The organism is Microcystis aeruginosa FD4, from assembly GCF_009792235.1.
Lineage (GTDB): Bacteria > Cyanobacteriota > Cyanobacteriia > Cyanobacteriales > Microcystaceae > Microcystis > Microcystis viridis.
Genome location: NZ_CP046973.1, coordinates 1743729 through 1758066 on the forward strand (window position 1 = coordinate 1743729; position 14338 = coordinate 1758066).

21 protein-coding genes and 3 pseudogenes are annotated in these 14338 nt (G+C 41.7%); 18 read left to right on the plus strand and 6 right to left on the minus strand.

What is annotated here, in order from left to right:
- The first annotated feature begins 58 nt into the window (after window positions 1-58).
- The 3 genes and pseudogenes from GQR42_RS09045 to GQR42_RS09055 all read left to right on the plus strand — a co-directional run bounded on the left by GQR42_RS09045 (window position 59) and on the right by GQR42_RS09055 (window position 3147).
- Window positions 59-310, plus strand: a complete 252-nt coding sequence (locus GQR42_RS09045) for a BolA family protein (RefSeq protein ID WP_002737239.1) — start codon at window positions 59-61, stop codon at window positions 308-310.
- 90 nt (window positions 311-400) lie between these two features.
- Window positions 401-1697, plus strand: a pseudogene (locus tag GQR42_RS29905) (P-loop NTPase fold protein).
- 10 nt (window positions 1698-1707) lie between these two features.
- On the plus strand, window positions 1708-3147 hold the full coding sequence (locus GQR42_RS09055) for a tetratricopeptide repeat protein (RefSeq protein ID WP_158199714.1): 1440 nt from the start codon (window positions 1708-1710) through the stop codon (window positions 3145-3147).
- A gap of 116 nt (window positions 3148-3263) precedes the next feature.
- Here GQR42_RS09055 and GQR42_RS09060 read toward each other — a convergent pair whose 3' ends face one another.
- The 3 genes and pseudogenes from GQR42_RS09060 to GQR42_RS09070 form a co-directional block, all read right to left on the minus strand.
- On the minus strand, window positions 3264-3863 hold the full coding sequence (locus GQR42_RS09060; protein ID WP_158199715.1) for a sulfite oxidase-like oxidoreductase: 600 nt from the start codon (window positions 3861-3863) through the stop codon (window positions 3264-3266).
- An 88-nt stretch (window positions 3864-3951) separates the two neighbouring features.
- The gene (gene rpmF / locus GQR42_RS09065) at window positions 3952-4134 is read right to left on the minus strand and encodes a 50S ribosomal protein L32 (RefSeq protein ID WP_002742494.1); all 183 of its coding nucleotides are present in this window, start codon (window positions 4132-4134) and stop codon (window positions 3952-3954) included.
- A gap of 55 nt (window positions 4135-4189) precedes the next feature.
- Window positions 4190-4417: pseudogene (locus GQR42_RS09070) on the minus strand (branched-chain amino acid ABC transporter substrate-binding protein); the annotation flags it as partial.
- 7 nt (window positions 4418-4424) lie between these two features.
- On the opposite strand from GQR42_RS09070, the pseudogene GQR42_RS28580 reads away from it, so the two are divergent.
- From GQR42_RS28580 to GQR42_RS09115, 10 genes and pseudogenes are all read left to right on the plus strand, one after another.
- Window positions 4425-4562: pseudogene (locus GQR42_RS28580) on the plus strand (DUF4164 domain-containing protein); the annotation flags it as partial.
- 86 nt (window positions 4563-4648) lie between these two features.
- Window positions 4649-5044 carry a shikimate dehydrogenase gene (locus GQR42_RS09075; RefSeq protein ID WP_158199716.1) on the plus strand — a complete coding sequence of 132 codons (396 nt, stop codon included), beginning with the start codon at window positions 4649-4651 and terminating at the stop codon, window positions 5042-5044.
- Between the two features lie 54 nt (window positions 5045-5098).
- Entirely contained in the window at window positions 5099-5410 is a 312-nt protein-coding gene (locus GQR42_RS09080; protein ID WP_002772590.1) for a DUF4164 family protein, read from the plus strand.
- 86 nt (window positions 5411-5496) lie between these two features.
- Window positions 5497-5772 carry a hemolysin XhlA family protein gene (locus tag GQR42_RS09085; RefSeq protein ID WP_158199717.1) on the plus strand — a complete coding sequence of 92 codons (276 nt, stop codon included), beginning with the start codon at window positions 5497-5499 and terminating at the stop codon, window positions 5770-5772.
- Window positions 5773-5817: 45 nt separating this feature from the next.
- Complete coding sequence (locus tag GQR42_RS09090; RefSeq protein ID WP_158199718.1) at window positions 5818-6126, plus strand: DUF4164 domain-containing protein; 309 nt, start codon at window positions 5818-5820, stop codon at window positions 6124-6126.
- A 45-nt stretch (window positions 6127-6171) separates the two neighbouring features.
- Window positions 6172-6447, plus strand: a complete 276-nt coding sequence (locus GQR42_RS09095) for a hemolysin XhlA family protein (protein ID WP_158199719.1) — start codon at window positions 6172-6174, stop codon at window positions 6445-6447.
- A 45-nt stretch (window positions 6448-6492) separates the two neighbouring features.
- Window positions 6493-6855, plus strand: a complete 363-nt coding sequence (locus GQR42_RS09100) for a shikimate dehydrogenase (protein WP_158199720.1) — start codon at window positions 6493-6495, stop codon at window positions 6853-6855.
- Between the two features lie 54 nt (window positions 6856-6909).
- Entirely contained in the window at window positions 6910-7275 is a 366-nt protein-coding gene (locus GQR42_RS09105; RefSeq protein ID WP_158199721.1) for a DUF4164 family protein, read from the plus strand.
- An 87-nt stretch (window positions 7276-7362) separates the two neighbouring features.
- Window positions 7363-7695, plus strand: a complete 333-nt coding sequence (locus tag GQR42_RS09110; RefSeq protein ID WP_158199722.1) for a DUF4164 family protein — start codon at window positions 7363-7365, stop codon at window positions 7693-7695.
- An 85-nt stretch (window positions 7696-7780) separates the two neighbouring features.
- Window positions 7781-8242 carry a DUF4164 family protein gene (locus GQR42_RS09115; protein WP_158199723.1) on the plus strand — a complete coding sequence of 154 codons (462 nt, stop codon included), beginning with the start codon at window positions 7781-7783 and terminating at the stop codon, window positions 8240-8242.
- 56 nt (window positions 8243-8298) lie between these two features.
- Here GQR42_RS09115 and GQR42_RS09120 read toward each other — a convergent pair whose 3' ends face one another.
- Together GQR42_RS09120 and GQR42_RS09125 are read right to left on the minus strand one after the other, a co-directional pair.
- Window positions 8299-8712, minus strand: coding sequence for a four helix bundle protein (locus GQR42_RS09120; protein ID WP_158199724.1), 414 nt, complete (start codon window positions 8710-8712; stop codon window positions 8299-8301).
- Window positions 8713-8904: 192 nt separating this feature from the next.
- Window positions 8905-9072, minus strand: coding sequence for a hypothetical protein (locus tag GQR42_RS09125; protein WP_158199725.1), 168 nt, complete (start codon window positions 9070-9072; stop codon window positions 8905-8907).
- A gap of 79 nt (window positions 9073-9151) precedes the next feature.
- Here GQR42_RS09125 and GQR42_RS09130 point away from each other — a divergent pair, with 79 nt between their 5' ends.
- Both GQR42_RS09130 and GQR42_RS09135 read left to right on the plus strand, forming a co-directional pair.
- Window positions 9152-9667 (plus strand): type IV pilin protein, encoded by a 516-nt coding sequence (locus GQR42_RS09130; protein WP_158199726.1) that lies wholly within the window; start codon window positions 9152-9154, stop codon window positions 9665-9667.
- A gap of 365 nt (window positions 9668-10032) precedes the next feature.
- Window positions 10033-10539 (plus strand): type IV pilin protein, encoded by a 507-nt coding sequence (locus GQR42_RS09135; protein WP_158199727.1) that lies wholly within the window; start codon window positions 10033-10035, stop codon window positions 10537-10539.
- Between the two features lie 41 nt (window positions 10540-10580).
- Here GQR42_RS09135 and folD read toward each other — a convergent pair whose 3' ends face one another.
- Complete coding sequence (folD, locus tag GQR42_RS09140) at window positions 10581-11438, minus strand: bifunctional methylenetetrahydrofolate dehydrogenase/methenyltetrahydrofolate cyclohydrolase FolD (RefSeq protein WP_158199728.1); 858 nt, start codon at window positions 11436-11438, stop codon at window positions 10581-10583.
- A gap of 211 nt (window positions 11439-11649) precedes the next feature.
- Here folD and GQR42_RS09145 point away from each other — a divergent pair, with 211 nt between their 5' ends.
- The 3 genes from GQR42_RS09145 (at window position 11650) to GQR42_RS09155 (ending at window position 14196) form a co-directional block, all read left to right on the plus strand.
- The gene (locus tag GQR42_RS09145) at window positions 11650-12858 is read left to right on the plus strand and encodes an RNA-guided endonuclease InsQ/TnpB family protein (RefSeq protein ID WP_158199729.1); all 1209 of its coding nucleotides are present in this window, start codon (window positions 11650-11652) and stop codon (window positions 12856-12858) included.
- Window positions 12859-12956: 98 nt separating this feature from the next.
- Window positions 12957-13652, plus strand: coding sequence for an OB-fold nucleic acid binding domain protein (locus tag GQR42_RS09150; RefSeq protein ID WP_158199730.1), 696 nt, complete (start codon window positions 12957-12959; stop codon window positions 13650-13652).
- A 124-nt stretch (window positions 13653-13776) separates the two neighbouring features.
- A complete protein-coding gene (locus GQR42_RS09155) occupies window positions 13777-14196 on the plus strand; it encodes an NUDIX hydrolase (protein ID WP_158199731.1) in 420 nt (139 codons plus the stop codon).
- Window positions 14197-14338 lie beyond the last annotated feature (142 nt).

The following is a 14338-nucleotide window of genomic DNA, read 5'->3' on the forward strand; positions in this document are numbered from 1 at the left end:
TGACGAGCTTTCGGTAACAATGGGATCAGAGTATCTTTAATTGTTTTGAGGAGTTAAGATGGTTGACTTTCGCCAAGTAGAAGCGATGATTCAAGAACAAATCCCCGATGCACAGGTGATGATTCGGGATTTAACGGGAGGTGGCGATCATTTGGAAGCGGTGGTTATTTCTGGCGAATTTGCCGGCAAAACCCGCGTTAAACAGCATCAAATGGTTTATGGCGCTTTACAATCGGCACTGGCTACCGAAGCCATCCATGCTTTGGCATTAAAAACCTACACTCCCGACAGTTGGGCAGCAGAAAAATAACAGTTATCAGTTATCAGTTATCAGTTAATTTTTTTCTGGTTTTGTTTGTGGCTAATTATCTTCACGCAACACAGTCTAATTTAATTACTTATGGTTAGTCCTTTACTAGAACCCTTTCGAGAAGCCTATCGCAATTTGGAACTTTTACCCCTGCGCTCGGATAAAGAATTAGAGCGTTTTGCTGTCAAATACGGCACAGAAATTATCGACGAATTAGAACAATTGGTAGAAGATAGTCCTTCGGAAGACGGAAAAATTATTCTAGCAGGACATCGGGGTTGTGGTAAATCAACCCTACTCTACGAATTTAAAAGAAAGTTAGATGATCGCTATTTTGTTGTTTTCTTCTCGATCTCAGACACGATCGAAATGTCAGACGTAAATCATGTTAATATTTTATTCTCGATCGCCGTTCAGATGATGTCAGAAGCGGAAGCCCAAAATTTAACTATTAAAGATTCTATTAAAAAAAGCTTTTATCAATGGTTTACTGAACAAATTCGCACCGAAACTAATCAAGCGGATGCCACTGTCGAAACAGGTTTTAACTTTTCTTCTTTACTAGCTCACATTAAAGGAATTCTCAAGATTAATTCGACTATTCGCGAGGAAATCAAACAAAAATATGAGCGGAGAATTACTGATTTAGTTGCCCAAATTAACATTATAGCTAGTGCGATCGAGTCCCAAAGTCAGAAAAAAATCTTGGTAATTGTTGATGACATTGATAAAATTGACTTAGCACAGGTAAGGGATATTTTTCAATCCCATATTAAAGCGATTATGTTGCCTAGTTTTCGGATTATTATGACTATTCCGATCGCCGCTTTAAGAGAAGTAGCTTTAAAGGCAACTCTCCAAACAGAAACTAATGATCAGATCGTACAAATGCCTGTATATAAACTCTTTGAAACAGGGAGAAATTAATTCACCTAATGCTATACCCGATCCGCAAATTATTGCTACTTTAACCGAGATTATTACTAAGCGCATCGATCCCGATTTAATCGATCCTGACACCCTCGAAAAAATTTGTCTTTATAGTGGGGGAGTGTTACGAGAGTTAATTCGCATTACTAATGCTTGCTGTCGGATTTGTTTGCGATCAGTTCGTCGTTATCCTGATGATAATACTCTAAAAATTAATCAAGCTGTTTTAGAACAATCAATCACAGAAATTAGTCTCGATTTTGCTGAAAGTATCGGTACAGCAGATGAGGAAATTATTAAAACTGTTTATGAAAAGTCAAAACCCACGGATCTCAAGGATCAAAATTTTCTAGATCTGTTGCAGGGTTTATATATTTTGGAATACCGCAATGGCGATCTCTGGTATAATGTGCATCCGATTGTGGTTGAGTTAATGAAAAAAAGAGGAACAATTTGAATGGGATATTATGAATAATGAAACATCTTCAATTATCGACCAAAATGAAAGAGAATACGAAGGTTTAATCGTGTCTCTAGAGGCAAATCAAAAGAGATTAAATATATTGATTTGTGTGTGTGATCAGGAAAAATTGCGAGAAGAAATTATTGATCGCTATAGCAAAGAATTAGAACCAGTAATCCCTTGTTATCGGATTGATTTAGATCAAAAAGAACCGAGTTTAAGAGCAGCAATTGCTAGTTTAGTCTCCAGAAAACCAGAGTTACTACAAAACAAAAACTCCGTGATCACAACCACAGGAGTGGAAAAATTACACTCGATCGAATGGCAACGGGAAAAATCGGAACTAGATAAATTTTTTGGTTATCTGCAATGGACAAGGGAAGGATTGCGAGAATTTCCCTATTCCATTGTTCTTTGGGTAACAAGCACAGTGGAAGTAAATTTACGCAAAAAGTCCCCCGATTTTTGGAGTTGGAGAAAAGGAGTTTTTCGCTTTATTTCTCCTCCAAGTAACTTTTTACCTTGTCAGGAATTTTTACCAATTTTACAATCTTTTGACGAAATTACTATAGATAAAGATATTCCTTTTATCTCTAAAGAAGACCTGTTAGAATTAATCGAGCAAATCGAGGTAAATAAAGGCAAAAAAGAGCCAAGATTAGCCAGTTTATATGCCAGTTTAGCTAAGATTTATAACCATCGTTTATTAGATTTGCCATTGTCAGATTATCGTCAGGAACAAGATTTAACGATCGAGTATTATCAAAAAGCGATCGATTTACAAAAAGAGTTAAATCTAGAACTTGATTTAGTTGCGAGTCTCGACTCATTAGCAGGTATTTACTATTCCCTAGGAGAAGACCAAAAAGCGATCGAGTTTTATCAACAGTCCTTAGCAATCTTTCAGAGAATCGGAGATCGCTGGAGAGAAGCAGATTCTTACAATAATTTAGGCAATGCTTATCATTCCCTAGGAGAATACCAAAAAGCGATCGAGTTTTATCAACAGTCCTTAGCAATCTTTCAGGAAATTGATGATATAAAGGGAGTAGCGTATTGTTACAATAATTTGGGCAATATTTACAATTCTCTAGGAGAATACCAAAAAGCGATCGAGTTTCATCAACAGTCTTTAGCGATCAAACGGGAAATCTCTGATATAACAGGAGAAGCTTATTCCTATCTAGGTTTGGGGAATGTTTACGGTTCCCTAAGAGAATACCAAAAAGCGATCGAGTTTTATCAACAGTCTTTAGAAATCTTTCAGGAAATGGAGTCTATCATAGGAGAACCAAAGACTCTGTTTAATCTGGGAGTTACCTACTATAAACTCAAACGTATAGCGGAAGCGAAAGAAGCATATCTTCAAGCGCGGAAATTATTTCAAGCATTGGGGTTAGCAGGATATGTTCAATATTGTGATCAGGCAATTCGGCAATTATAATTAACCAGTTGCGATCGAGTAAAAATTTGTTGCTTACCCCTTGACTTTTGCTTGTTTTAATGATAAGAATTAGCGGACTTGATTGCTTATCTCACCCGATTTTAAGCCAAAACTGGTTAAAAACCGCCATAACGTTCCTCTAACCAGGGATCACCTCGTCGATGGTAGCCATTAAGTTCCCAGAAACCCAATTGCTCTCGATCGAGAAATTCTAAGCCATTAATCCATTTAGAACTTTTCCAAGCGTAGAGATGGGGGACAACTAAGCGCAGCGGACCACCGTGGTCGGGGGGTAAAGGTTGACCAAACAGTTGAAAAGCGAAAAAATTATCCTCGTGCAGGAACTCCTCTAGGGTGAGGTTAGTCGTATAACCCCCATAACAGTGTTGCATGACGTGGGTAGCTTCCGGCAGCAGGTCAATTAAGGTCATCAAATCCAATACCTTAACTCCCGTCCAAGTCACATCTAATTTTGACCAACGGGTGACACAGTGAAAATCCTTGGTAAATTCCGACTGCGGTAGGGCCATAAAATCCGACCAGTTAAAAGTTTTAGTCGTGGCCACCTTTCCCCAAACCTTGAATAACCAGTTCTCGGTCTTGATTTGGGGAGTATCCCCGTAGGTAAGCACAGGAAAACCAGTAGCGAGATATTGGCCCGGGGGAACTCGGTCTTGATCGGGAGATGCTGGTTTTTTAAAGAATTTGCCTAACATTAGTTGAGACTCGCGACGAAAATTTTAAACAAATCTTAAAATATTAGGGAGCGAAAAGGTTTTCTCTACCTCACTCCCCACCATCAAGTTATTCCTCGTCTTCCCCTTCTTCTTCCTCTTTAGTGGGATAGACAAAGCTGTTAGAACGACCAGAAAGGACAGATTTACCCAAAGATAAGGCTTTTTGCGCTTCCCGAGCCGCTTGCTTTCTCCAGTGCGCTCTCCGTTGGTCGCGCTTGGCATTTGAGGTTTTCTTCTTGGGACAAGCCATAGTATTTTAACGATAGTTATAGACTCACAACCTTTCTATTCTACTCCCTATTTCCCTAAACGGAAAATTTATCCTGAATGATTTCCCCTTCGGGAGTAAAAGCAATATCTCCCAGGACAGTGACATACTTACCCGCTAAAATTTCCTGATTTAATTGTTGGCGAATTTGTTCGAGGGAAAGTGTACTGAGTTTATTTTTATCATCCACCCGTTTTAAGGCCTCGACAAAAACTTGAATTCCCGTAAAAGCTTGAGCGGTAAATTGGGGCGGTGCTTTTTGGTTTCAGACCCAAATTTTCGATGAGAAAATCGAGGGATTAATGGTACGGGTTGGTTATCAGGAATTTACCAACCGGGGGATTCTCTTCGCTGTGGTTGCCGTCTTGGGAGGTGCTGCTAAACTTTTTGGTTTTTTCCCCAATCCCTAAAAGTGGCTCCTAGAAACAGTTCCTTCCCTTATGATTATAATAAATGGCCGCTCAAAAACCCGAAAACCCCATAAAAGTATAGCAAAATGTCTAACGAAACTGTCAGCTATTCCCTTGAATCCGTCCTTAAGGAAATTAAAGACAGCATCAAGGAAGTCAACCAGAAAATGGACACCTTGCAACAGGATGTCAACCAAAAAATCGATACCCTGCAAAAAGATGTCAATCAAAAAATCGATACCCTGCAAAGAGATGTGAGTGATTTAAAGGTAGGACAAGCTAAACTAACCGAGAAAGTCGAAGGGATGGATAAAAGACTAGAAAAAGTAGAAAACGAGCAATACACTCTAGTTAAAGCTATTTCTGACCTACAGGGTTTTCGCGGTCTGATTGTTCCTATCCTTATAGGGGCCATGAGTGCCGCTATCGGTGCAATTATCACTGTTGCTATCCGAATTCTTTTCCTCGGTAACAATCCCTAAAATTCCCCAGTCTCACACCCCGAAAACTATTGATAACTTTGGGAGTCTAGCAAAATGTCTAACGAAACTGTCACCTATTCCCTAGAAGCTGTCCTAACTAGGATTGAGAGTAAAATCGACTCTCTGGAAAAACGGATGAATGAGAGATTTGACAAGGTAGAGGACCGGCTAACCAAAGTAGAAATCGGACAGGCCGAACTCAAGGCCGAGTTAAAAGGCGATATTAAAGTATTAGATGAGAAAATCGAGGGATTAACGGCACGGGTTGGTTATCAGGAGTTCACCAACCGGGGGATTCTGATAGCTTTGGTGGTCGCTGTCTTGGGAGGCGCTGCTAAACTTTTTGGTTTTTTCCCCAATCCCTAGAACTGGCTACTAGGCAAGGCTAGAGGCCTTATGATCATAATAAATGGCCGCTCAAAAACCCGAAAACCCCATAGGAGTATAGCAAAATGTCTAACGAAACTGTAACTTATTCCCTAGAATCCGTCCTCAAGGAAATTAAAGACAGCATCAAGGAAGTCAACCAAAAAATCGATACCCTGCAAAAAGATGTCACCGAGATAAAAATAGCCCAAGCAGAAATCAAAAGCGAAGTTAAAGACTTAAAAGAACAGGTTAGAGACATGAAAGGCGCTCAAAAAAATCAAATTTGGGCGTTAATTACCCTCTTGGGGGGTTCTTTAATCACCGTCAGTTTGCGAGTGCTATTTAGCAATAATCCCTGAAATTCCCAATTTTATCTTAGCCAATAACCCTAGGAGTCTAGCAAAATGTCTAACGAAACTGTCACCTATTCCCTTGAATCCGTCCTCAAGGAAATTAAAGACAGCATCAAGGAGGTCAACCAAAAAATCGATACCCTGCAAAAAGATGTCAATCAGAAAATCGATACCCTGCAAAAAGATGTCACCGAGATAAAAATAGCCCAAGCAGAAATCAAAAGCGAAGTTAAAGACTTAAAAGAACAGGTTAGAGACATGAAAGGCGCTCAAAAAAATCAAATTTGGGCGTTAATTACCCTCTTGGGTGGTTCTTTAATCACCGTCAGTTTGCGAGCGCTATTTAGCAATAATCCCTGAAATTCCCAATTTTATCTTAGCCAATAACCCTAGGAGTCTAGCAAAATGTCTAACGAAACTGTCACCTATTCCCTTGAATCCGTCCTCAAGGAAATTAAAGACAGCATCAAGGAAGTCAACCAAAAAATCGATACCCTGCAAAAAGATGTCACCGAGATAAAAATAGCCCAAGCAGAAATCAAAAGCGAAGTTAAAGACTTAAAAGAACAGGTTAGAGACATGAAAGGCGCTCAAAAAAATCAAATTTGGGCGTTAATTACCCTCTTGGGTGGTTCTTTAATCACCGTCAGTTTGCGAGCGCTATTTAGCAATAATCCCTGAAATTCCCAATTTTATCTTAGCCAATAACCCTAGGAGTCTAGCAAAATGTCTAACGAAACTGTCACCTATTCCCTTGAATCCGTCCTCAAGGAAATTAAAGACAGCATCAAGGAAGTCAACCAGAAAATGGACACCCTGCAAAAAGATGTCAACCAGAAAATCGATACCCTGCAAAGAGATGTGAGTGATTTAAAGGTAGGACAAGCTAAACTAACCGAGAAAGTCGAAGGGATGGATAAAAGACTAGAAAAAGTAGAAAACGAGCAATACACTCTAGTTAAAGCTATTTCTGACCTACAGGGTTTTCGCGGTCTGATTGTTCCTATCCTTATAGGGGCCATGAGTGCCGCTATCGGTGCAATTATCACTGTTGCTATCCGAATTCTTTTCCTCGGTAACAATCCCTAAAATTCCCCAGTCTCACACCCTGAAAACTATTGATAACCCTAGGAGTTTGGCAAAATGTCTAACGAAACCGTCACCTATTCCCTAGAAGCTGTCCTAACTAGGATTGAGAGTAAAATCGACTCCCTTGAAAAACGGATGGATGAGAAAATCGACTCCCTTGAAAAGCGGATGAATGAGAGATTTGACAAGGTAGATGAGAGATTTGACAAGGTAGAGGACCGGCTAACCAAAGTAGAAATCGGACAGGCCGAACTCAAGGCCGAGTTAAAAGGCGATATTAAAGTATTAGATGAGAAAATCGAGGGATTAACGGTACGGGTTGGTTATCAGGAGTTCACCAACCGGGGGATTCTGATAGCTTTGGTGGTCGCTGTCTTGGGAGGCGCTGCTAAACTTTTTGGTTTTTTCCCCAATCCCTAGAACTGGCTCCTAGAAACAGTTACTTCCCTTATGATCATAATAAATGGCCGCTCAAAAACCCGAAAAACCCCATAGGAGTATAGCAAAATGTCTAACGAAACTGTAACTTATTCCCTAGAAGCTGTCCTAACCAGAATTGAGAGTAAAATCGACTCCCTTGAAAAGCGGATGAATGAGAGATTTGACAAGGTAGATGAGAGATTTGACAAGGTAGAGGACCGGCTAACCAAAGTAGAAATCGGACAGGCCGAACTCAAGGCCGAGTTAAAAGGCGATATTAAAGTATTAGATGAGAAAATCGAGGGGTTAACGGTACGGGTTGCTTATCAGGAATTTACCAACCGGGGGATTCTCATCGCTTTGGTGGTCGCTGTCCTGGGAGGTGCTGCTAAACTTTTTGGTTTTTTCCCTAATCCCTAGAAGTGGCTCCTAGAAACAGTTACTTCCCTTATGATCATAATAAATAGCTGCTCGAAAAACTCAAAAATCTATAGGAGTTTAGCAAATGTCCAACGAAACCGTCACCTATTCCCTAGAATCCGTCCTGACAAGAATTGAGAGTAAAATCGACTCCCTTGAAAAACGGATGGATGAGAAAATCGACTCCCTTGAAAAACGGATGGGTGAGAGATTTGACAAGGTAGATGAGAGATTTGAGAAGGTAGATGAGAGATTTGACAAGGTAGATGAAAGATTTGACAAGGTGGACGACTGGCTAACCAAAGTAGAAATCGGACAGGCCGAACTCAAGGCCGAGTTAAAAGGCGATATTAAAGTATTAGACGAGAAAATCGAGGGATTAAAGGGAGAGTTAAAAGGAGATATTAAAGTATTAGATGAGAAAATCGAGGGATTAACGGTACGGGTTGCTTATCAGGAATTTACTAACCGGGGGATTCTGATAGCTTTGGTGGTCGCTGTCTTGGGAGGTGCTGCTAAACTTTTTGGTTTTTTCCCTAATCCCTAGAAGTTACCCCCGATACTTAAACCTAACCTGAAATGGGAACTTGGGGTTTTGGGGAATTAGGGTTTTGGGGATTTTGGGGTTTTTAGTAGCCATTTATCGGCATTATTAGTAATGATGACGATCAGTCCTAAAACCTTATTATACTGACCATAAAGTTTTCTACCAGTCTCAATATCTAAATATTGGCATTTAACAGCAAATTTTAACCATACTTGGCTTTCTGCCGCTTCTGCTTCCGCATCATTTAATCTCAGCAAAAATGAACCCTTATATCGTCTTCTACGCCATGCCTCCGCTAAATTAGCACAGACAGAACGAGAAGAACGTCGAATTTGGTCAATTAATGCATATTTTTCCGACCCAGGAAACTTTTTAGATAGTTCAAAGATTTCCATAGCCAGATTAAAGGCGATTTGATAAACTTCTAGGTCTTCATGGGTGTTCAGCAATTTCTTAGGTTTTTGCACCATAATTCCCCTTTCCTGATGGATGATTCTTACTTTCCCTTATAAATACCTCTTGTCAAACCTAAATTCAGGAAAATTCCCCACCACCCCATTCCCCCATTCCCCCATCACCCCATCACCCCATCACCCCACCACCCCACCACCCCATTCCCCCACCACCCCACCACCCCATTCCCCCATTCCCCCACCACCCCATCACCCCATCACCCCACCCCCCCACCACCCCATCACCCCATCACCCCACCCCCCCCACCACCCCATCACCCCATCACCCCACCACCCCATCACCCCACCCCCCCACCACCCCATCACCCCATCACCCCATTCCCCACCACCCCATTCCCCCAAAAAAAATTTTTCCAAGGGTGATAGGTTTCCTGAAACGGGTGGGTAAGTTGTTTGTAGGAAAAACAAAACACCTACCCACCACAAAGATACATCCATGAACTCTACTTTCAAATTCAAACTCATCCAAGCTCTCAACAAAAAGAACGGTAACAAAGGTTTCACCCTCATCGAACTCTTAGTTGTCGTTATCATCATCGGTGTACTCGCTGCTATCGCTCTCCCCAACCTCCTCGGTCAGGTAGCCAAAGGTAGACAAGCGGAAGCTCGCAACAACTTGGGTACTGTTAACCGCGCTCAACAGGCCTACCGCTTGGAAAACGCTATCTTTACCACTATGTCTAACTTGCCTGTCACCGTCACTAGCACCTACTATCAAGCCATTGCCACTCAGGGGACTCCCGATAGACTGTCGGCTGTTCAGAATGCGGTGGCTCTCGATGATTACACCAACGATATTCGCGACTACTCTTCTGCTGTTGGTCAAACTGCCGCTGGTGCTTTTGAAGCTGTTATCTGTGAAACAACTCACCCCACTACTGGTACTGTCACTGCGACTGTCACCGATGGTAACGTAAATGACTGTCCAACCGACAGCAAAGCTGTTAAATAGATATTTCTCCCAGATTGCCTAAAAGCTTTCTGGCATAACAACTCAAATCATACTCTAGCGGAAGGTGGCGGGGAAATATTCTCTTTGAAACCTTGCGCTTTTGCTTTTTTTGGGGAATGGGGATTTTTCAGTGAACAGTGAACAGTAAACAGTAATCAGTGAAAAGACCCGTTGCATAATAGAGATATGAATGGAGGAAATCAAAATGCAATGCCTTCAGCAACCCCTGAAAAGAAAGTTCCGAAGTTTTCACCTAACACTGTCTACTTAAAACTGCAATCTGATAACTGATAACTGATAACTGATAACTGATAACTGAAATCCCCCAACACCCAGAATATAGTCAATATTGCCAAGTCCTCACCATGAGATACCTTCTTTTTTTAGCAATCAAATCACAGGGAAAAAAAGCGAGGGGTTTTACTCTAATAGAATTGTTGATAGTGGTGATTTTATTTGGGGTTCTCGCTGCCATCAGTTTACCGAATCTCTTGGGACAAATCGCCAAAGGTAGGCAAGCAGAGGCGCGCTCGGCACTGGGATTGATCAATCGCGCCCAACAGGGTTATCGTTATGAAAAAGGGACTTTTGGTAGTTTATCCGACCTATCTCTGGAAGCTGCCACTATTTCCCTAACATTCTATACTATCAGCCCAGGAGGAATTCCCAATGCTTTTGGAGCCGCCTATAAAGCGAATGCAGTGCCTGAATTTGATAACGATATTAAAAATTATGCAGGAGCGGCCGGACAAACGGCAGCCGGGGCCTATACTGGCATTGTTTGTGAGGATGAAACTCCTTTAGAAGATAATGTTTCTACCAGTAATACCGACGGCAATCCTAGCTGTGTTAATGGCGTTAGAATTAATTAGGGTTTGCTGAAAAAGTTTTTCGTGGGGGTAGGGTGGAGGGTTTAGAACCTGCGTTCGTAACTTAACAGTGTATTTGTTAATAACATTGCCACCGTCATGGGACCGACACCCCCAGGGACAGGAGTAAGATAACTAGCTACTTCTAAAACCCCAGCATAGTCCACATCTCCCACCAAACGGTCAGCGACGCGATTAATCCCCACATCCACCACTACTGCACCAGGTTTTACCATATCCGGGGTGATTAAATTAGCTTTACCGACAGCAGGTAATAAAATATCGGCATTTCTGGTTATTTCTGCCAGATTTTCCGTGCGTGAGTGAGCAATAGTTACCGTAGCGTTTTCCTCCAATAACATTAAAGCTAAAGGTTTCCCCACTAGAATACTGCGACCCACCACCACCGCGTGCTTACCGGCTATGGGAATATTATATTCTTTCAGCAGTGCCATGACCCCCGCAGGAGTACAACTGCGGATACAGGACTCACCCCGCACTAAACCGCCTAAATTGAGAGGATGTAAGCCATCAGCATCTTTTTTCGGGTCAATTTGGTAGAGAAGGGAAACCGCGTCTAAATGCTTGGGTAAGGGTAATTGAATTAAAATCCCGTCCACCCGCTCATCTTGATTGAGACGGACAATTTCCGCTGAAATTTCTAGTTCACTTGTATCGGTAGGAAAATGACGACCAAAAGAGGCCATACCAATTTTAGTACAAGCTTTCTCCTTATTGCGGACATAAACGGCACTAGCGGGATTATCCCCCACCATCAACACCGCTAACCCCGGAGGTCTTCCCATTGAAGATTTTAGCGTCTGGATGCGCTCTCCTAGTCCAAGTTGGATTTTTTGAGCTAAGGCTTTCCCGTCGAGAATTTGGCAAGTAGTTACGGACATTCTATCTCAAGGTCGCAAGAGGACTCCCGTTAAATTTCTCCTTAATTAAAAATATACCAGAAATTAACGGGAGATGAATTGCCACCAGAATCTAAACTAACGCGACAGCGTTTCCTTATTGGGAAAAGCTTAATTCTCAAGGTATGTATAAGCTTGACATATTTAAGCGGTAAGTGTTATACTGAAAAATAACACAGATAGGGTCAGGCTGATGTTAAATGTTTTGAAAGTGAGAATATGCCCAAACAAAGAACAAGAACTAGCCCTAGCTAAAAACTTTGGTTGCGTTCGTTTTGTCTGGAATTACTACTTAAATAAAACTAACAATCAGTACCTAGAGACGGGTAAAGGAATGACCTACTGTGACATGGCAAAAGACCTCACCCAACTCAAGAAACAACCAGATTTTGAATGGTTAGCTGAGGCTACTGCCGCCACCTTGCAGCAATCATTGAAAAACTTAGAATCTGCTTTTAAGAACTTCTTCTCAAAAAGAACAAAATTCCCTAAGTTTAAAAGTAAGCACAAAAAACAATCAATCCGTTATCCTGAAAGTTGTTCAATTAGAAATAAGGGAATTAAGCTACCTAAATTAGGGGTAGTAAAAGCTAAGATTTCTCGAGGGATAAACGGCAAAATTAAATCCGTAACTGTTTCTCAAACCAGTACAGGTAAGTATTTTGCTGCTATCTTGTTGGAAATGGATGACTCACCCACCATTGAAAAACTAAAAATATCAGGGATAGACCTAGGTTTATCTACTTTGGTTACGGTTTTTGATGGTGAAACAACCTACAAGATTGACCCAATCAAACCTACCAGAAAATACGCTAAACGTTTAAAGCGGAGACAACAAGCATTGTCTCGTAAAGCCAAGGGTTCTAATAATCGCAAAAAAGCCATTAAGGAGGTAGCCAAAGTTCACGAAAAGATAGCAAATACTAGACAAGATTTTCTTCATAAACTATCCAGAAAGTTATGCGATGAAAACCAAATCGTTGTAGCCGAGAATCTGAATATTAAAGGGTTAGCAAGGACTAAATTAGCCAAATCAATACATGACGCTGGATTTGGTATGTTGCTTAATTTCTTGGATTACAAGCTAGAAAGAGAGGGAGGAAAACTTGTAGAAGTCGACAGGTTTTATCCGAGTACAAAACTCTGTTCTTGCTGTGGATTTAAAAATGATTTGTTGACTCTCAATATTCGTGAATGGATTTGTCCAGAATGTAAGAGTCATCACGATAGAGATGAAAACGCCGCCAAGAATTTAAGGGAAGAGGGTATGAGAATACTGTCAACAAATACCGATGGACAGTCGGAATTTCAAGCTTGGGGAGAAACTGTAAGACTCGTTGGTACTTGTACCCAAAAGCGGGTTTCTGCGAATCAAGAATCCCCTGTCACAGCGTCAGCTTGACGGGGGAGTGTCAAGATAATACCGAGAACAAAAATCTTTCGGATCCATTCTACGGTCAAAAAGATTGGCTAATCGCACTCGTTAAGGTTAAAGCAAGAATGTCTATCCAGACTCGTGTAGGGCGCATCGGCAGTTTATTATTATTGCTAGGGTTATTCGGTTGTAGTACCCTTGCTGACCTCGGTATTGCCGTTCCCTACACCGGTGATCCTCCCCTAACAGCGATCGAGCAATTACAGGAAAAACCAAAAGGCGCTTTAGTTTATCTTAGGGGAACCGTGAGCAATTATGCCCCTTTTTTAACTGGAGGAGCCTATCTTTTGCAGGATAGGTCGGGTAGGATTTGGATTCGCACCAATAGCAATAAATTACCCCGTCAAGGCGAGGAAATCGTCATTAAGGGCAAAATTGACTTTGAAGCTATTCCCCAGGGTTCTCAAACCGTTAACGAAATGTATGTGCTGGAATTAGAACAGATGGCAGTAGCGGTTAATTCGGTTCCCACTCCTTCCCCGTCCCCAGAAATTAAACCTTCCCCCACCTCAGAAGTTAAACCCCCAGAAAATAATTCTCCCCCAGTCTCCACTAAACCCCTGGAAAATCCCCGACAGGTGACAATTCCGGGCGCAGCTGAAACGAAACCCCCAGAAACTCCCGTCCTTACCCCCGTTAAACCCAATCCACCCGTGCAACCCGTCGCAGAAGCGATTCCCCCCAAACCCCCCACAGTGATTAAACCCGTCCAAGATCCCCTCGATGCTTTCTTTTTACCCCATAAACAAAGGGAGAAATAGCTAGGGTGTGGGGAAGTGGGGAAGTGGGGAAGTGGGGAAGTGGGGAGAAAATACAAATAATCTCCTGTCTCCTGTCTCCTGTCTCCTGTTTCCTGTCTCCCGATAACTAAAAAACTGATAACTGATGATATTTGTTGCTTTGGCGATTTTAGAACAGGACGGTCGCTTTTTAATGCAGTTGCGCGACGACATCCCGACGATTCTCTATCCGGGGGTGTGGGGTTTGTTTGGTGGTCACTTGGAAGCGGGTGAAAATCCAGAAATAGGGTTAAAACGAGAGTTACAAGAAGAAATTAACTACGAAGCACCTAGTTTACGCCATTTTCGCTGTTATAACGATGATAATCTCTCTCGTTATCTTTATCATGTACCCCTGACCCTGGAATTAGAAAAATTAGTGCAAACGGAAGGACAAGATTTAGCATTATTACCCCCGGCTGCCATCCGTCAAGGGGAATACTATTCCCAGAAGATTAATCAGACTCGTCCTTTAGGAAAAATTCATCGCCAGATATTGCTCGATTTTATAGAACTAGAATTATAGTGGATATTAGAGCCAGACAAGGAACTCCCTTATCTATACAGAAGTCGTAGTTAACACTGCTCCTCACCTCCCTCAAAGGCAAAATGCTCCCGCTTTTTGAATGGCTTTATCGAAACGTCAATCTTATTTTGGCTTTGTCTTT

Coding starts and splice junctions, on each gene's coding strand:
- GQR42_RS09060 (WP_158199715.1), bottom strand. CDS start 3,863: ATGTTAGGCAAATTCTTTAAAAAACCAGCATCTCCCGATCAAGACCGA.
- GQR42_RS09055 (WP_158199714.1), top strand. CDS start 1,708: ATGAATAATGAAACATCTTCAATTATCGACCAAAATGAAAGAGAATAC.
- GQR42_RS09100 (WP_158199720.1), top strand. CDS start 6,493: ATGTCTAACGAAACTGTCACCTATTCCCTTGAATCCGTCCTCAAGGAA.
- GQR42_RS09150 (WP_158199730.1), top strand. CDS start 12,957: ATGTCTATCCAGACTCGTGTAGGGCGCATCGGCAGTTTATTATTATTG.
- GQR42_RS09090 (WP_158199718.1), top strand. CDS start 5,818: ATGTCTAACGAAACTGTCACCTATTCCCTTGAATCCGTCCTCAAGGAA.
- GQR42_RS09095 (WP_158199719.1), top strand. CDS start 6,172: ATGTCTAACGAAACTGTCACCTATTCCCTTGAATCCGTCCTCAAGGAA.
- GQR42_RS09045 (WP_002737239.1), top strand. CDS start 59: ATGGTTGACTTTCGCCAAGTAGAAGCGATGATTCAAGAACAAATCCCC.
- GQR42_RS09120 (WP_158199724.1), bottom strand. CDS start 8,712: ATGGTGCAAAAACCTAAGAAATTGCTGAACACCCATGAAGACCTAGAA.
- GQR42_RS09080 (WP_002772590.1), top strand. CDS start 5,099: ATGTCTAACGAAACTGTCACCTATTCCCTAGAAGCTGTCCTAACTAGG.
- GQR42_RS09075 (WP_158199716.1), top strand. CDS start 4,649: ATGTCTAACGAAACTGTCAGCTATTCCCTTGAATCCGTCCTTAAGGAA.
- GQR42_RS09105 (WP_158199721.1), top strand. CDS start 6,910: ATGTCTAACGAAACCGTCACCTATTCCCTAGAAGCTGTCCTAACTAGG.
- GQR42_RS09130 (WP_158199726.1), top strand. CDS start 9,152: ATGAACTCTACTTTCAAATTCAAACTCATCCAAGCTCTCAACAAAAAG.
- GQR42_RS09085 (WP_158199717.1), top strand. CDS start 5,497: ATGTCTAACGAAACTGTAACTTATTCCCTAGAATCCGTCCTCAAGGAA.
- GQR42_RS09145 (WP_158199729.1), top strand. CDS start 11,650: ATGTTAAATGTTTTGAAAGTGAGAATATGCCCAAACAAAGAACAAGAA.
- GQR42_RS09155 (WP_158199731.1), top strand. CDS start 13,777: ATGATATTTGTTGCTTTGGCGATTTTAGAACAGGACGGTCGCTTTTTA.
- GQR42_RS09115 (WP_158199723.1), top strand. CDS start 7,781: ATGTCCAACGAAACCGTCACCTATTCCCTAGAATCCGTCCTGACAAGA.
- GQR42_RS09135 (WP_158199727.1), top strand. CDS start 10,033: ATGAGATACCTTCTTTTTTTAGCAATCAAATCACAGGGAAAAAAAGCG.
- rpmF (WP_002742494.1), bottom strand. CDS start 4,134: ATGGCTTGTCCCAAGAAGAAAACCTCAAATGCCAAGCGCGACCAACGG.
- folD (WP_158199728.1), bottom strand. CDS start 11,438: ATGTCCGTAACTACTTGCCAAATTCTCGACGGGAAAGCCTTAGCTCAA.
- GQR42_RS09110 (WP_158199722.1), top strand. CDS start 7,363: ATGTCTAACGAAACTGTAACTTATTCCCTAGAAGCTGTCCTAACCAGA.